The 15,478-nt window shown below is 56.0% G+C and carries 19 protein-coding genes; 13 read left to right on the top strand and 6 right to left on the bottom strand.

Translation table 11 applies throughout. The annotated features are described in order from the left end of the window. Nucleotides 1–17 precede the first annotated feature (17 nt). Genes AC1DWM_RS23655 through AC1DWM_RS23635 form a run of 5 tightly spaced genes read left to right on the top strand, consistent with a single transcriptional unit; the run spans nt 18 to nt 4,102 of the window. Complete coding sequence (locus AC1DWM_RS23655; RefSeq protein ID WP_223519991.1) at nt 18–500, top strand: hypothetical protein; 483 nt, start codon at nt 18–20, stop codon at nt 498–500. Then, nucleotides 497–1,693 carry a beta-ketoacyl-[acyl-carrier-protein] synthase family protein gene (locus tag AC1DWM_RS23650; RefSeq protein WP_223519989.1) on the top strand — a complete coding sequence of 399 codons (1,197 nt, stop codon included), beginning with the start codon at nt 497–499 and terminating at the stop codon, nt 1,691–1,693. The genes AC1DWM_RS23655 and AC1DWM_RS23650 overlap by 4 nt, the downstream gene beginning before the upstream one ends. Further along, the gene (locus AC1DWM_RS23645) at nt 1,690–2,151 is read left to right on the top strand and encodes a hotdog family protein (protein WP_223519987.1); all 462 of its coding nucleotides are present in this window, start codon (nt 1,690–1,692) and stop codon (nt 2,149–2,151) included. The genes AC1DWM_RS23650 and AC1DWM_RS23645 overlap by 4 nt, the downstream gene beginning before the upstream one ends. Continuing rightward, nucleotides 2,148–2,876: a 3-oxoacyl-ACP reductase FabG gene (gene fabG / locus AC1DWM_RS23640; protein WP_223519985.1), complete on the top strand. Its 729-nt coding sequence runs from the start codon at nt 2,148–2,150 to the stop codon at nt 2,874–2,876. Before AC1DWM_RS23645 ends, fabG begins: the two co-directional genes overlap by 4 nt. Further along, the gene (locus AC1DWM_RS23635; protein ID WP_477796270.1) at nt 2,876–4,102 is read left to right on the top strand and encodes a beta-ketoacyl-ACP synthase; all 1,227 of its coding nucleotides are present in this window, start codon (nt 2,876–2,878) and stop codon (nt 4,100–4,102) included. Before fabG ends, AC1DWM_RS23635 begins: the two co-directional genes overlap by 1 nt. Before the next feature lie 109 nt (nt 4,103–4,211). On the opposite strand, the gene AC1DWM_RS23630 is transcribed toward AC1DWM_RS23635, so the two are convergent. After that, the gene (locus AC1DWM_RS23630; protein WP_477796269.1) at nt 4,212–5,126 is read right to left on the bottom strand and encodes a LysR family transcriptional regulator; all 915 of its coding nucleotides are present in this window, start codon (nt 5,124–5,126) and stop codon (nt 4,212–4,214) included. A 132-nt stretch (nt 5,127–5,258) separates the two neighbouring features. On the opposite strand from AC1DWM_RS23630, the gene AC1DWM_RS23625 reads away from it, so the two are divergent. From AC1DWM_RS23625 to queC, 5 genes are all read left to right on the top strand, one after another. Next, nucleotides 5,259–6,029, top strand: a complete 771-nt coding sequence (locus AC1DWM_RS23625; protein ID WP_477796268.1) for an iron-containing redox enzyme family protein — start codon at nt 5,259–5,261, stop codon at nt 6,027–6,029. Next, nucleotides 6,029–6,925 (top strand): DMT family transporter, encoded by an 897-nt coding sequence (locus AC1DWM_RS23620; RefSeq protein ID WP_477796267.1) that lies wholly within the window; start codon nt 6,029–6,031, stop codon nt 6,923–6,925. Before AC1DWM_RS23625 ends, AC1DWM_RS23620 begins: the two co-directional genes overlap by 1 nt. A 19-nt stretch (nt 6,926–6,944) precedes the next feature. Further along, nucleotides 6,945–7,256: a (2Fe-2S) ferredoxin domain-containing protein gene (locus AC1DWM_RS23615; protein ID WP_477796266.1), complete on the top strand. Its 312-nt coding sequence runs from the start codon at nt 6,945–6,947 to the stop codon at nt 7,254–7,256. A gap of 29 nt (nt 7,257–7,285) precedes the next feature. Then, nucleotides 7,286–7,564: a DUF6953 family protein gene (locus tag AC1DWM_RS23610; protein WP_477796265.1), complete on the top strand. Its 279-nt coding sequence runs from the start codon at nt 7,286–7,288 to the stop codon at nt 7,562–7,564. Between the two features lie 257 nt (nt 7,565–7,821). After that, nucleotides 7,822–8,523: a 7-cyano-7-deazaguanine synthase QueC gene (queC, locus tag AC1DWM_RS23605; RefSeq protein WP_477796264.1), complete on the top strand. Its 702-nt coding sequence runs from the start codon at nt 7,822–7,824 to the stop codon at nt 8,521–8,523. Nucleotides 8,524–8,566: 43 nt separating this feature from the next. Here the strand turns inward: queC and AC1DWM_RS23600 are convergent, their stop codons facing one another. Beyond that, complete coding sequence (locus tag AC1DWM_RS23600; RefSeq protein ID WP_477796263.1) at nt 8,567–9,445, bottom strand: queuosine precursor transporter; 879 nt, start codon at nt 9,443–9,445, stop codon at nt 8,567–8,569. Further along, nucleotides 9,442–10,032 (bottom strand): helix-turn-helix transcriptional regulator, encoded by a 591-nt coding sequence (locus AC1DWM_RS23595; protein ID WP_477796262.1) that lies wholly within the window; start codon nt 10,030–10,032, stop codon nt 9,442–9,444. Before AC1DWM_RS23595 ends, AC1DWM_RS23600 begins: the two co-directional genes overlap by 4 nt. Nucleotides 10,033–10,495: 463 nt before the next feature. Between AC1DWM_RS23595 and AC1DWM_RS23590 the strand changes: the two genes are divergently transcribed. Both AC1DWM_RS23590 and AC1DWM_RS23585 read left to right on the top strand, forming a co-directional pair. Next, nucleotides 10,496–10,870 (top strand): DUF6124 family protein, encoded by a 375-nt coding sequence (locus AC1DWM_RS23590; protein WP_477796261.1) that lies wholly within the window; start codon nt 10,496–10,498, stop codon nt 10,868–10,870. 37 nt (nt 10,871–10,907) lie between these two features. Beyond that, nucleotides 10,908–11,174 (top strand): hypothetical protein, encoded by a 267-nt coding sequence (locus tag AC1DWM_RS23585; RefSeq protein ID WP_477796260.1) that lies wholly within the window; start codon nt 10,908–10,910, stop codon nt 11,172–11,174. A 386-nt stretch (nt 11,175–11,560) separates the two neighbouring features. Here AC1DWM_RS23585 and AC1DWM_RS23580 read toward each other — a convergent pair whose 3' ends face one another. Further along, the gene (locus tag AC1DWM_RS23580; RefSeq protein ID WP_007943750.1) at nt 11,561–11,848 is read right to left on the bottom strand and encodes an addiction module antidote protein; all 288 of its coding nucleotides are present in this window, start codon (nt 11,846–11,848) and stop codon (nt 11,561–11,563) included. A 147-nt stretch (nt 11,849–11,995) separates the two neighbouring features. Beyond that, nucleotides 11,996–12,898, bottom strand: coding sequence for a LysR family transcriptional regulator (locus AC1DWM_RS23575; protein ID WP_477796259.1), 903 nt, complete (start codon nt 12,896–12,898; stop codon nt 11,996–11,998). A 151-nt stretch (nt 12,899–13,049) separates the two neighbouring features. On the opposite strand from AC1DWM_RS23575, the gene AC1DWM_RS23570 reads away from it, so the two are divergent. Next, on the top strand, nt 13,050–14,279 hold the full coding sequence (locus tag AC1DWM_RS23570; RefSeq protein WP_477796277.1) for an MFS transporter: 1,230 nt from the start codon (nt 13,050–13,052) through the stop codon (nt 14,277–14,279). An 84-nt stretch (nt 14,280–14,363) separates the two neighbouring features. Here AC1DWM_RS23570 and hemE read toward each other — a convergent pair whose 3' ends face one another. After that, complete coding sequence (gene hemE / locus AC1DWM_RS23565) at nt 14,364–15,431, bottom strand: uroporphyrinogen decarboxylase (protein ID WP_477796258.1); 1,068 nt, start codon at nt 15,429–15,431, stop codon at nt 14,364–14,366. Nucleotides 15,432–15,478 lie beyond the last annotated feature (47 nt).

Raw genomic sequence — 15,478 nt, 5'->3', positions numbered from 1 at the left:
CTTGAAGGTAATGCCTGATGACCCGTTTTCTGCTCCTTGGGTGCCTGCTGTTGCTGAGCGCTTGCGCCAGCCGGGCACCGCTGCCCGAGCACCTGCCAAACCTGACGTTGCCACTGCAAATGCACATCCAGCGCCTGGTGGCTGACCAACGTCAGGACTGGGTATTGGTGATCCAGCATGAAGACACGGGCCTTCGCTGGTCGATGATGGACTTGCTGGGCATTCCACAGGCGCGTCAGGTACTGATCGATGGCAAGTGGCAAGCCGACGGTCTGTTGCCGCCCAACCCGGAAGCCCGGGAGCTGTTCGCTGCATTGCTGTTTGCGCTGACCCCCAAAGATCAACTGGCGGGCAACTATCCCACTGCTTGGCAGCATGGCCGGCAACGTTCCCTGCCCAAGCGCTGGGATGTCAGTTATTCACAACCCATGAGCTTTGAATTGAACCTGCCCAAGGGGCCCCGGTATCAAGTCACGCCGTTGAGTGGGGAAACGCCATGACGGCTTATCTGAGCGCCCTCGGTGTGATCTGCGCGTTGGGGCGTGGCAAACGCGAAGTCGCCGCCAATCTGTTTGCTGGCGATTGCTCAGGCCTGCGCACCGAGACCGGCTGGGTGCCGGAGCGCGCCTTGCCGGTCGCGGCGGTGAGCGGCGAACTGCCAGCGATCCCGGTTGAGCTGAAAAAGCAAAACACCCGCAACAACCAGTTGTTGCTGGAAGCCGCGCTGCAAATTCGCGAAGAGATTGACCAGGCGATCAAGACTTATGGCCGCGATCGTATCGGCGTGATTCTGGGCACCAGCACCTCGGGCATCGATGAGGCCAGCCGTGGGTTGGCCCATTACATCCGCGAGCATGAATTCCCTGCCGAGTACGACTATCAGCAACAAGAGCTCGGCGCGCCGGCAAACTTCCTGGCTGACTGGCTGCAATTGAGTGGCCCGGCCTATGTGATTTCCACCGCCTGCACCTCCAGCGCACGGGCGCTGATGAGTGCCCAACGGCTGCTGGATCTGGGCCTGTGCGACGCGGTGTTGTGCGGCGGCGTCGACAGTTTGTGCAAACTGACCCTTAACGGTTTCTCGGCCCTGGAAGCAGTGTCCGGGCAGCGCTGCAATCCGTTTTCGGTGAACCGCAACGGCATCAACATCGGCGAGGCGGCCGTGTTGTTTCTAATGAGCAAAACCGCCGGAAATGGCCGGGCCATCGCCCTGCTCGGCAGCGGCGCCAGTTCCGATGCGCACCATATCTCTGCGCCGGAACCGACCGGCCGGGGTGCCCTGCAAGCCATGAACAAAGCCCTGAACCGGGCCAACCTGCAACCGCAACAGATCCATTACCTGAACCTGCACGGCACCGCGACCCAACATAACGACGCGATGGAAAGCCTCGCCGTGACGGCACTGTTCCCGCAAGGCGTGCCCTGCTCGTCGACCAAGCCGATGACCGGTCACACCCTCGGCGCTGCCGGCGCCCTGGAAGCCGCGTTCTGCTGGCTGAGCCTGAGCCCGGACAACCGCGACCACGCGCTGCCACCCCACATCTGGGACGCCCAGCCCGACCCGCTGCTGCCCGCCTTGCATTGGGTGACCCCGGCCGATCGCCTGACGTCCATTGCACCTCGCTATTTGATGAGCAATTCCTTTGCCTTCGGTGGCAACAACGTCAGCCTGATTATCGGAGACGCACCATGATTGACTGGCCGCTCGCCGAGTTGCTGCCGCACGCTGGCGACATGATCCTTATCGAGCAGATCCTGGCATTCGATGAAGAGCAGATTCACACCCGCCTGACCGTCAGACCCGGCGGCCTGTTCAACAATTGCGATGGCAGCCTGCCAGCCTGGGTCGGCATTGAAATAATGGCCCAGAGCGTCGCCGCCTTTGCCGGTTGCCGTGCGCGCCAGCGCGGTGATGCGGTGGAGTTGGGCTTTCTGCTCGGCAGCCGTAAATTCGAATGCAACGTCGAGCAGTTCCCGGCCGGCACCGAACTGACCATCCACGGTGTTCGCTCGCTGGAAGACGACAATGGCATGGGCGTGTTCGAATGCCATATCAACGCCCCCGGCATCCACGCCAGCGCCCGCCTGAACGTATATCGTCCGCCTCAGGCCGCTCAATATCTTCATGAACCCGAAGGAGTCCAGTCATGACTGAATCCGTACTGGTCACCGGTTCCAGCCGTGGCATCGGCCGCGCCATTGCCTTGCGTCTGGCCCAGGCCGGGCATGACATCGTGCTGCATTGCCGCAGCGGTCTGGCGGACGCCATCGCCGTGAAAGGCGAAATCGAAGCCTTGGGCCGCAACGCGCGCGTCCTGCAATTCGATGTATCCGACCGCGCCAGCTGCAAAGCCATTCTCGAAGCCGACGTAGAAGCCCACGGCGCCTATTACGGTGTGGTGCTCAACGCAGGCCTGACGCGTGACGGTGCTTTTCCGGCGCTGAGCGAGGATGATTGGGATGTGGTGATGCGCACCAACCTCGACGGTTTCTACAACGTGCTGCACCCGGTGATGATGCCGATGATCCGTCGTCGCGCTGCCGGGCGAATAGTCTGCATCACCTCGGTTTCCGGCTTGATCGGCAACCGCGGCCAGGTCAACTACAGCGCCTCCAAGGCCGGTCTGATCGGCGCAGCCAAGGCGCTGGCGATCGAATTGGGCAAGCGCAAAATCACCGTCAACTGTGTCGCGCCCGGCCTGATCGACACCGCCATGCTCGATGAAAACGTTCCCGTGGAAGAACTGATGAGAATGATCCCCGCACAACGCATGGGCACCCCTGAAGAGGTGGCCGGCGCGGTGAATTTCCTGATGTCGGCGGAAGCGTCGTACATCACCCGGCAGGTTCTGGCCGTCAATGGAGGCCTGTGCTGATGAAGCGCGTTGTCGTCACCGGCATGGCCGGCATTACCTCGTTGGGCAACGACTGGGAAACCATCGCTGGCAACTTCGCCGCCAATCGCAGCGGCATTCGCCGGATGGACGAGTGGGATCGTTTCACCGAACTCAACACGCGCCTGGCCGCCCCCATCGATGATTTCAAGGTCCCGAGCCACTGGACCCGCAAGCAACTGCGCAGCATGGGCCGCGTGTCGCGGCTTGCTGTAGGCGCTGCCGAGCAAGCGCTGGCCGATGCCGGACTGCTTGGCGACGAGTCGATCAAGGACGGGCGCATGGGCGTCGCTTGCGGCTCATCCACCGGCAGCACCGACGAGATCAAGGCGTTCGGCAACATGCTGCTCAACTCGGTGGCCGAAGGCCTGAACGCCAACTCCTACGTGCGGATGATGCCGCACACCACGGCCGCGAACATCAGCATCTTCTTCGGCCTCACCGGTCGGTTGATCCCGACGTCCAGCGCCTGCACCAGCGGCAGCCAGGGCATCGGTTACGCCTACGAATCGATCAAGTTCGGCCGCCTGCCGCTGATGCTGGCGGGCGGTGCCGAGGAGTTGTGCCCGACCGAAGCCATGGTCTTCGACGCGCTCTACGCCACCAGCCTGAAAAACGACGCCCCGCACACCAGTCCTCGCCCTTATGACAAGGGTCGCGACGGCCTGGTGATCGGTGAAGGCGGCGGCATGCTGGTACTTGAAGAGCTGGAACACGCCCTCGCTCGCGGTGCGCGCATCCACGCCGAACTCGTCGGCTTCGGCAGCAACGCCGACGGCCAGCACACCACGCGTCCAGAGCAACTCACCATGCGCCGAGCCATGGAACTGGCCCTGGAAGACGCCGGCCTTCAGCCTTCAGACATCGGCTACGTGAACGGCCACGGCACCGCGACAGAACAGGGCGACATTGCCGAAACCCTGGCGACCAGCGCGCTGTTCGGCGAACACATGCCAATCAGCTCGCAGAAAAGCTTCCTCGGCCACACGCTGGGCGCCTGCGGTGCACTGGAGTCCTGGTTCAGCATTGAAATGATGAACCGTGACCTGTATGCACATACCTTGAACCTCGACGAAGTCGATCCGCATTGCGGCAAGCTGGATTACTTGCGCGGCGAGTTTCGGCAGATGAGTAACCAGTATGTGATGAACAACAACTTTGCGTTTGGCGGTGTGAATACTTCGCTGATTTTTCGGCGCTGGTCGTGACTTAGAACTTCAAGGTCAAGGATATCGTCAGCGTCTACACGCGCAGCCCCCAAGACCGATGAATGCCACATCGGGTTGCGTTGAAGGGGGTCTGGTGAAGGTGCAGTCATCAGTCTGGTTCTACCTGAGGCGCGCAAGCGCCTTCTTCCAACGCCGCCGGGCCCTCGAACTCAGCCTGCAGTAGCGTCAAAAACGCCTCCCTGGCGGGGTGTCGACCTGCGTTTTCATGCCAATAAAAAAGGTTGTCGATACTCGTCAGTTCCGGGAACTCATATCCTTGCCAACCCGCACTTTGGCGATATTGCTCATAGATACCGCGAGGTACCAGCGCAACGCCGGCACCGGCACTGACGCAACCCACTATGGTGCCGTAGCTTGCGATGCTGACGATCGGCAACACCTGATCATGGCGTAACAGCCACTGCTCCAGCGCCAACCGGTACGGACAGCCCGGGGGCCACATGAAAATTTCCTTACCTTGCAGATCCTCTGCTTTGCGTAATGGCCCATGCGACTCGGACGCGATGAGAATTAAATCTTCACGGTACACCACTGCCCGCTCGAGACCGGGGCGTTCAATGTTCACCGCCACGATCACCCCATCAAGTCGGTGATGCTGAACGTCGTCCAGCAGTTGAGCCCAAGTGCCAGTGCTCAACTCCAGCGATACCTGCGGGTACAGCGCATGGTACTTGGCCAATAACCGTGGCAACCGCCCCGTAGCACTGGATTCAATGGCGCCAATGCGCAGAGGACCGCCAGGCGTATTGGTGGGCGCTACCGCGCGTTTAGCTTCTTCAGCCAACCCCAGGATTTTCGTCACGTAATCGAGAAAAACCACCCCGGCAGGAGTGATTTGCAACCCTCGACCCTCGCGGAAAAACAGCGGTGTACCCAGCTCTCGCTCCAAGGACTTGAGTCGTGCGGTGATATTGGACGGCACGCAGTGCAACAACTCGGCGGCGCGCGCGATGCTGCCGACGTCATAAACCGTCTTGAACATACGTAGTTGGGATAATTCCATCGTTCACCCAGAGTGAATGCACAGCTCAGTTTAAGTCACTTGTAGTAAACACTGGTGTTTTTGATACTTCAACCGGCGCACGTTGCAGTGACGTCGTTGCCCTTTCCTACCCCTCGATAAACAGGAGTTTTCATGGAGTTAGTTGAGCGGAGAATCCAGTCCCTAGCCGAAAGTGTTTTTACCCATAAAGCCTTGGATAATGCGTTCTATCGACGGTGGATGGGCGGCTCACTGCCCCTCGCCGACGTTGAGGTGTTTGCTCGAAACTACCTGGCCCGCACCACGCTGACCTCTCGTATGGTCGCCCTGTCATTTCTGGGCGCTGACGGCCTGCATGCTCAGGTCGAAATCGTCAAAAACCTGTACTTCAAGATGGGCTACGGCAACCCGGAAAAGGCTCACCTCGCCCTACTGGAAAGTTATCTGATCGACCTTCTCAGCCGACTCGCTGATCGGCCATACAGCATGGACGAACTCATGGCGTTGCCTGTGCTGAAAAGCACCCGCACGTTAATCCACGAACAGTTGAGCTTGTATACCGACGGTGGCCGCTACAACAATCCACGCCATGTGCTCGGCACGTTGTTGGCTCAAGAGTGGCTGGCCTATTCGATGCTCACCCGTTTGTACGAAGGGGCACGCAACTATAAGCACCTGTACGCCAATAACGACGACTTTCATGAGCACTGCGAGTACTTCTACATCCACATCGGGGATGCAGAGAAAGAACACAAGATTCAGGCGGTGAAAGCGGCCACTCAAGAATGCACCACCGACCGGCACATAGAAGACGTCAGCGCTTCGTTCAACCGCTTCCTGAACATCACCGAGCAGTACTGGGACGGTATAGCCCGTGCCATGCCCACCATGCAAAATCGGGCCGCGTCCAAGGTTACGGCTTAATGAATAAAAGGCCCGGCATAAAAATCGCTTTGGCGGTGATTTTTGTAATCCTTTGCTGGGCCTATTCCCCCATTGGAATCCACATTGGGCTAAAGGCCTATGAGCCCGGTCATCTCGCGCTGCTGCGATTTCTCATCGCATCAACGTTCATGGCTGGCGTTGCATTGGTGATGCGTATTTCCCTGCCTCGCCTGAAAGACTTGCCACTGCTGGCGGTGTTGGGGTTCTTTGCCGTCAGCCTGCACCACATAGCCCTGAACAACGGCCAACAAGGTGTTAGCGCCGGGGCCGCCAGCGTACTGGCACAATCCACGCCGCTGTTCAGCACGTTATTAGCGCATTTCGCGTTCAAAGATCGGGTCAACGGCTGGCAATGGATCTGTGTGCTATGCGGCTTACTCGGCGCAGCGGTGGTAGTCACCGGAGACCATGGTTTTGGTGAGTTGGACGCGCATGGGCTGTTGATTCTCTTAGCGGCGTTGTCCTGGAGTCTGTATTTCGCCTTGCAAAAACGCCATTCCCATCGTTATGACGGGTTGACGATGGTGTGTTACACCATTTGGTCAGGCACGGTACTGCTGCTTGTTTATGTCCCGGGGCTGTGGAACGAGGCACAAAATGCCTCTACTTCGGTCAACCTGGCGGTGCTCATTCTGGGCATCTTCCCCAGCGCCCTCGCGTACCTCGCGTGGGCATACGTACTGACGCAAAGCAACGTGAGCCGCGCGTCCATTTCGCTTTACCTGATCCCCCCCACAGCGATGTTGATGGCCTCGTTGGTTCTGAGTGAACGCCCTTCTGCCATGGTCATCGCAGGAACGGCCATTGTGCTGACGAGCGTACTCGCCCTCAATCTGGAACCCTCTAAAGCCGCAGTTCCTGTCGACAAAGTTTGAATAGAGGTCGTGACCACCTATGAATGACGCAGAAAATCCGACCCTGGCCTACGAACACCATGTGTTGATTTGCACCAATCTGCGCCCCGATGGGCGCCGTAGTTGCTCGGGCTCAGGTGCTCATGAACTGCTCAGCGCAGCAAAACGCAAGCTCGCCAAAATGGGGGAACCGGGAACATCGCGCGCCAACGCATCGGGCTGCCTGGGCCGCTGCGACCACGGCCCGGTCATGGTGATTTACCCCGCTAATTTGTGGTTCTCATGCAAGACACCGCAACAGGTTGAACATATTCTCGATCAACACTTCTTGCGCCCCGATCAGCAATTGTGAACGAAGGGCTTTCAGCAGGAATCCACGCCATGACCTGGACAAATGAAGACATGTGCATCGCAAAGTGGATGCTGGCCGAATACCGAAAACAGAACTTTCTACCGCAAGCCCTCGCGGCGCGGGAGATCCGTCTGATGTTCGGCGAAGCTTATGTATACCAAAACTGCCATGGAAACTGGGCCGTAAATAAGCCGATACTCGAAGCCTTCAAAACACTGACTGCTGAGTACGTGGTATGGAGCCGAAGCTTTCAACTATGGAGGCCAAGAACCGCACAAGATCCGGCTGGCACGCGCGTGAGCCGCTGACAAAATATCCCGACGGATGCGATGCAGCAGGATTCCTGGCCTCGCGAAACATCTGAGTGCCCCCCTCCACGCCTGCGGTGCACTGGAGTCCTGGTGTGAATACTTCGCTGATATTTCGGCGCTGGTCATAAGGACCGAACAGACACAAACGGAAGGTGGAGTACTCCATTTCGGAAACGTCCCACAACCAGAATTGAGGCTTTGCGCTAGGTTCAATGCCCCGTGATACATCGGTGCATCCCAAGGAAGAACGAACCATGACTAAAAAGGCTGTTATCGTTTTCAGCGGTGGGCAGGACTCCACCACTTGCTTGATCCATGCGTTACCGCTCTACGATGAAATCCACTGCATTACGTTCGACTATGGCCAGCGCCACCGCGCGGAAATCGAGGTGGCGCAGCAGCTTTCGAAAGAGCTTGGCGTGACCGTGCACAAGGTGCTGGACACTACGTTGTTGAATGAACTGGCAATCAGTAGTTTGACGCGCGATAACATTCCAGTACCCAGTGTGAATAGGTCAGGGGAAAGCCTGCCAAGTACTTTTGTGCCTGGTAGAAATATTCTGTTTTTAACCTTGGCCTCTATTTATGCCTATCAAGTTCGCGCCGAGGCTGTCATCACAGGTGTTTGCGAGACGGATTTCTCTGGCTACCCGGATTGCCGTGACCAATTTGTCAGGGCTCTGCATAAAGCCATTGAGCTGGGTATGGACTACCAGCTGCGGATTGAAACGCCGCTCATGTGGTTGAACAAGGCAGAAACATGGGCCCTTGCTGAGCATCATGGAAAGCTTGAATTGATTCAGCACCAGACACTGACTTGCTACAACGGAATAGTAGGGACGGGATGCGCGAATTGCGACGCGTGCAATCTTCGAGCGAAAGGGCTGAATGAGTTTTTGGAGAACAAGTCGGCGGTTATGAAGAGCCTGGGAAACAATGGAAAACTGAAACAGTAAAAAATCCAGGGGAAGCCAAGCCACTTCCCCTTTTTTGTTTGTCTTAGGCACTAACCACATACCTTTTAAATAGGGACCTGGCTCCATAGGCGGGCAAAATATTAAAAACAGCGAAACACATTTTTATGGCGATTTGGACATAAACGATATTAAGTATCTCGACATTAGTCATCGACCCGTAAAACGCAATAAAACAAAAGATGAAACTGTCTATTATTACTGCAAAAAATGTACTGAAAAATACCCGCAAAAATAGAAACCTAGAGTTTGTAAGCTGCTTTATTTCGCTCAACAAATAAGAGTTCACGTATTCTGAAAAAACGAAAGATATCGAGGACGCCACCAGCACGGACAATACATGACTCATGACCTCGCCATATGCCACATCAAGATTCCAACCAGACAAACCGGGAAGATTGCTTGTAGCGCCAAGCAAAATAGTAACGAGAATATTAGCTGCGAAAGTAAACAATATAGCTTTCCTTGCAAGTCCAAGCCCATAAAACTCGTTCAACATATCAACTATTAAAAATGTCAGCGGATACAGAAAAACTCCTGGGGTGACAACAATATCAAGCCAATCTATGTATACAAGCTTGGTCGCAGCAATGTTTGCGAACATATACAGCGCAAAAAGCAGCAAGTTTAGAGCAACATAAATCATCCATGATTTTTCATGCCTGTCAGTTATATCATAAGCAGTCAACACGGCTCCCCGCGAATAAAACTTTCTGTATATGTTTTTAATTTCACCCATACTTAAATCGTCGATAATTTCACTTCTCAACAATTCGCCTATCTTAATTTTAATAACCTTCCCTGTCCCTGTAGACGTGACCATAATGACAGCAAGACCTTTGCTATTCTCAAACCCTAGTAGTTTGTATTTTCTGTTTTCTGACTCACCATTGTCGGACTTCAAAATCTTTCCTCCACTATTTCTCCGACAACGCAAACACCCTCAGAATCATAAGACAACTCATTAGTTATAAATAATTTTTTTGTGACCTTATCGTACGCCAGTATTTCCCCACCTCTATTCGCCAGACCTTTTTTAACTATCAACAAGTCACCCACCTCGTTGGCACCACTAATATCACTATCCAAAAGCACGCCTATTAAATTACAGGCCTCCCCAAAATAATACGTTAGAGGATGAGTAGTGGCCAGCTCACCAATTCTTTTATCAAGATTCCGAATCAATAAACTTTCTTTAATTATAGGAACTGCCGCGGGATTCATATTTCCTTGCAAAGAAATACTGCTCTCTATCATTTCTCTTTCTTCGAAATCAACACTCTCTATTTCTTTATAAGATACACCAAAAAAATCAGAAATTTTGCGAATGGTGGACTGCTGTACATTCACTACTCTCCCTTCCAAGATGTTATATATCGTCGTCCTGGTCAAACCACTGGAATTACACAATGAAAGCTGCGTCTCCCCTCGGCTTTTTATCAAGTATTTAATATTATTTTTCAAATTTTCTGTTTTTTCTTTCCTGTACATTTAACAGCCACCATTTGTTTACAATCACAAAGAGCCACATCAGCTCTGAATACCCGCAGCCATGCTTTACTCGAGATAAGTTCTCTACATCCTAGCCGCTGTACAAATGGCAACACCACAAACAAGACAAACATTCGTTAGATAATGTTTCACAGTTACAAACCCTGTAGGACTATCGACGAGCTAAAAGAAATTTCTTACGGAAATAAGGAAGCGCAAATGCGTATGCATCGGCATATTCCAGCCGACCAAAATCGCAAGCTTTCAGCAGTGCCTTTTGCGAAAAAATACGAGCCTGCCCGATAAGAATCATTTAATTAAGCAAATGTTTAATAGTTTGATTAACCACTTGAAATTTATAACGAACTGCTTTACCAGCCAAAAAACTTGAGTACAGTGACTAACCAGTTCCATTTCAAACAATGGAATTGGCACTTTCTTAAATTTTGCAGGGAGCATCATCATGAAAAAAAACAAACCTACCTCCCCGGAATCAGCAGACCTTTCATCCGCCGACTTATCCAAACTCTCCGAAACCACCGAGCGTACCGTCAGCGCGCGCCTGCGTAATCCAAACCGCCCCGACCCTGTCAGCCATGTGTTCAGCATCAACCCGAACGTCGATACGGAGTCCTTGCTCTGTCACGCCACTGAAACCCTCGCCTCGCTGAATGTGATGACCACCGACCTCGCCTGCGAGCTCGAAGGCTCGCGCCGCAACGAGGCATTGGCCATTCAGCAACTGATCGTGCTGGCCGAGTTGATGGTCAACCGGGCCCTGGACATTCTTGACCCTCCCAGTGGGTTGTCTATGGCGCCGTCCAACAGTCACCAATAAGTAATCGCGCTCTCTTACGCAATGGAGGTTTTTTGTCATGGATAGATACATGCCTATCACCGGCATCGATTGCACCATCGCATCTTTGTTGATCGACACCGAAGCACCGCTGGACGTGCTGCACGAAACGGCGGCCTACCGCATCCGCACTGCGACCCAGCTGCTTGAAAGTTTCGCGTTTGGCGAGGGCGTTCACAGTGAGCTGGCGCGGGTGTTGGTGACGTCATTGCGCGATGGTTGTGATTTGCTGGATGTCGTCGGGCGACGATTGCAGGGGCAGGTTTCGGCGCAACAACGAAAATGAGGGCAAGCGCCTGCTTCGTCGTAACGGCGTCAGTGGAGTGGACACCAGCGCTTCCAACAAGTGTGAAGACGGCCCCCGCGCTTAGCGCAGAGGCCGTTCACACGCTTACTGAACTTGAATCAACTTGCTTTCAGCAACGCCTGCGCGACCGGTCTGGTCGTCGACGATTTGCAGGCTGTTGCGCGTCTTGATGAGGGGACAGGGGGTTGACTGAGCCGGCTCACGCCAGAACGACAAAGGGCGCCTTTCGGCGCCCCTTCACAAACAGGTCGGCTTGTCATCGCCCTGTACCTGCCTGGCTCTGCGATGGCTGGTTACCCAGGATCCTCAGAGTCTCACAAGCCCCTTTTCGGGAACGGGGAGGAGTATCGCTCAAAACATTAAATTCAGGTACTGGCATGTAACTTCAACCCCAAAGCTTTCACGACTTTAAGGATCGTGCCGAATTCCGGGTTCCCTTCACCGGATAGCGCACGGTAAAGGCTTTCTCGGGAGAGTCCTGCATCCCGTGCAACTTGGGTCATGCCGCGAGCTCGCGCAATGGTCCCAAGTGCTTTAGCGATAAATGCTGGATCATCTCCCGCTTCTTCCATGCAAGCGTCAAGATAATTGGCCATGTCCTCTTCGGTCTTGAGGTACTCGGCAGAGTCCCAGCGAGTGAATTGTTCGGTCATGGGTTTTGCTCCTGCCAGGATCTTGCAATTAGCCTGGCCTGTTTGATGTCACGTGTTTGGCTGCTTTTGTCACCTGCGAATCATGCGGCGAGTGTAGCTCTTGAGCTACACCTAATCACCCCAAAATTCTAATCAGTCGATACTCAATCACGCCTTCAACGGCTCAACCTTACGCGTCAACAACTCAACAAACGCCTTGGCCATCGGCGACTTTTGATCCTTGCGCTGCACCAGCCACACCGCCGACACCGCCGCTGGATCGAGCAACGGTCGATACACCACGCCGTCGATGCGCATCCGCTGATACGACGCCGGCAGCACCGACACCCCCAACCCTGCCGCTACCAGGCCGATGATCGTCATCGCCTCGCCAGCCTCTTGCGCAAAGTGCGGGCTAAAGCCGGCATCGCGGGCCAGGCTGAGCAATTGTGCGTAGAGACCACTGCCGTAGCTGCGTGGGAAAAATACGAAAGGTTCAAGGGCCAGTGCCGACAGGAACAATCCTTCTTCGCTGCAGTTGACCAAGGGGTCCTTGGAGCTGAGCACCGCCACCAGTGGTTCGCGCATCAGTTCCACGACACTGAGGGAATCCGACAATCCCAATGGTCGCATGATGCCGACCTCAATCGACTCGTCGACCAACGCATCGGCGACCTGGGTACTGCTCATCTCTCGCAGGTTCAGATGCACGGCCGGGAAGCGCTGGCGGAACGAGAAAATCGCCTGGGGAATGGTCGAATTGAACGGTGCCGACGAGGTGAAGCCGATCTTCAACTCGCCCAACTCTCCAAGCTGTGCGCGCCGAGCCACATCCGCGGCTTTGTCGACTTGCGCCAGCGCCAATCGCGCCTCTTGAAGAAACAAACGGCCGGCTTCGCTGAGTTCGACCCGACGATTGGTTCGCTCGAACAAGCGTGCGCCAACCTCGGCCTCCAGTGCCTGAATCTGCTGACTCAGCGGCGGTTGTGAGATGCCCAGCACCTGAGCGGCGCGGCCGAAGTGCAGTTCTTCGGCGACGGCGATGAAGTAGCGCAGATGACGCAATTCCATAAAAACCCCATTAGGTCGTAAAAGCTCTCAAACAGGTCGAACAATATATTGGATTGAATCATTAGGCAGCTATATGCTTTTTTCATTGCCTGACCGGCTGCGCCCTCCGAGGTCTAACGTGAAAACTGCTGTCGCCCCTCTTGCCCACGAAGTGCCGCCCGCTGCGGCAGACGAAGTCGTCGCCGAACTGAAAGAGATTTACATCGAAAAAGGCACCCCGATGTTCATGCGCACGGTGCTGGCGCTGTTCTCCGGCGGCTTCGCAACCTTCGCGTTGCTCTACTGCGTGCAACCGATGATGCCGCTGCTGTCTCACGAGTACTCGATCAACGCGGCGCAGAGCAGCCTGATCCTGTCGGTCGCGACCGGCATGCTCGCCATTGGCCTGTTGATCACCGGACCGATCTCCGACCGTGTCGGACGCAAACCTGTCATGGTCGCCGCGTTGTTCGCCGCCGCGCTGTGCACCATGGCCAGCGCGATGATGCCGAGCTGGCAAGGCGTGCTGGTGATGCGCGCACTGATAGGGTTGTCGTTGAGCGGCCTGGCGGCGGTAGCCATGACTTACCTGAGCGAAGAGATCCACCCGCAGCACATCGGCCTGGCCATGGGCTTATACATCGGCGGCAATGCGATTGGCGGGATGTGCGGACGCTTGATCACCGGGGTGCTGATCGATTTCGTCAGCTGGCACACGGCGATGCTGGTGATTGGTGGTCTGGCGCTGATTGCGGCGGCGGTGTTCTGGAAAATCCTTCCCGAGTCGCGCAACTTCCGCGCCCGCTCGCTGCACCCGCGCAGCTTGATTGACGGCTTCACCATGCACTTTCGCGATGCCGGTTTGCCGCTGCTGTTCCTTGAAGCCTTTGTGCTGATGGGCGCGTTCGTCACGCTGTTCAACTACATCGGCTACCGACTGCTGGCTGAGCCGTATCACATGGAGCAAGCCTTCGTCGGACTGCTGTCGGTGGTGTATCTGTCGGGGATCTACAGCTCGGCGAAAATCGGTTCGCTGGCTGACAAGCTAGGGCGCCGGAAGGTGCTTTGGTCGACCATCGTGCTGATGCTCGCCGGCCTTGCCCTGACCATGTTCACGCCGCTGCCGGTGGTGATCATCGGCATGCTGATCTTTACTTTTGGCTTCTTTGCCGCGCACTCCGTGGCGAGCAGCTGGATCGGGCGTCGGGCGATCAAGGCCAAGGGGCAGGCGTCATCGTTGTATCTGTTCAGCTATTACGCCGGGTCGAGTATTGCGGGGACGGCGGGTGGGGTGTTTTGGCACCTGGGCGGATGGAACGGGATCGGATTGTTTGTCGGCGGATTGCTGGTGATTGAGCCTGCTCGCGATAACGGAGTATCAGCCAATACATTCGGCGACTGATTCACCGCTATCGCGAGCAGGCTCACTCCTACATTAAAAACAAAAACGCCCGGCATAAGCCGGGCGTTTTTTACTGGGCGACGATTACTCGTGATACTGCGCCGACAGTTCATGCACCGCGCTCAGGAACGCACCCGCATGTTCCGGATCAACATCCGGCGTAATGCCATGACCCAGGTTGAACACGTGGCCGCTGCCCTTGCCGTAGCTGGCGAGGATGCGGCCGACTTCGGTGCGAATCGCTTCTGGCTTGGCGTACAGCACGGTCGGGTCCATGTTGCCTTGCAGGGCGACTTTGCTACCGACGCGATCACGGGCGCTGCCGATGTCGCAGGTCCAGTCCAGGCCCAATGCATCAGCGCCAGCGTCGGCGATGCTTTCCAGCCACAGGCCGCCGTTTTTGGTGAAGAGGATGACCGGCACTTTGCGGCCTTCGTGTTCGCGAATCAGGCCGCTGACGATTTTGCGCATGTAAGCCAGGGAGAATTCCTGGTACGCCGCCGCCGAGAGGCTGCCGCCCCAGCTGTCGAAGATCTGCACCGCTTGCGCGCCGGCCATGATCTGGCCGTTGAGGTAGCTGGTGACCGTTTGCGCGAGCTTGTCCAGCAGCAGGTGCAAGGCTTGCGGGTTGTCGTAGAGCATGGTTTTGGTCTTGCGGTAGTCTTTCGACGAGCCGCCTTCGACCATGTAGGTGGCCAGGGTCCATGGGCTACCGGCAAAGCCGATCAGCGGCACGCGACCGTTCAGTTCGCGGCGGATGGTGCTGACCGCGTCCATGACGTAGCCGAGGTCTTTGTGCGGATCAGGAATCGGCAGGGCCTCGATGTCAGCCATGGTGCTGACGACTTTCTTGAAGCGCGGACCTTCACCGGTTTCGAAGTACAGGCCTTGGCCCATAGCGTCCGGGATAGTCAGGATGTCGGAGAAGAGGATCGCCGCGTCCAGTTGTGGATAGCGGTCGAGCGGTTGCATGGTGACTTCGCAAGCGAACTCCGGGTTCATGCACAGGCTCATGAAATCGCCGGCCTTGGCACGGCTGGCGCGGTATTCAGGCAGGTAGCGACCGGCCTGACGCATCATCCACACAGGGGTGACGTCTACGGGTTGCTTGAGCAGGGCGCGAAGGAAACGGTCGTTCTTCAGGGCAGTCATGTCGGCATCCGGAAAAAAAGTGCGGGTATTTTCTCAGAGCGCGACGC

The sequence above is a fragment of the Pseudomonas sp. P4_C8 genome (assembly GCF_056401975.1).
This window is presented reverse-complemented; position numbering and strand designations above follow the sequence as displayed.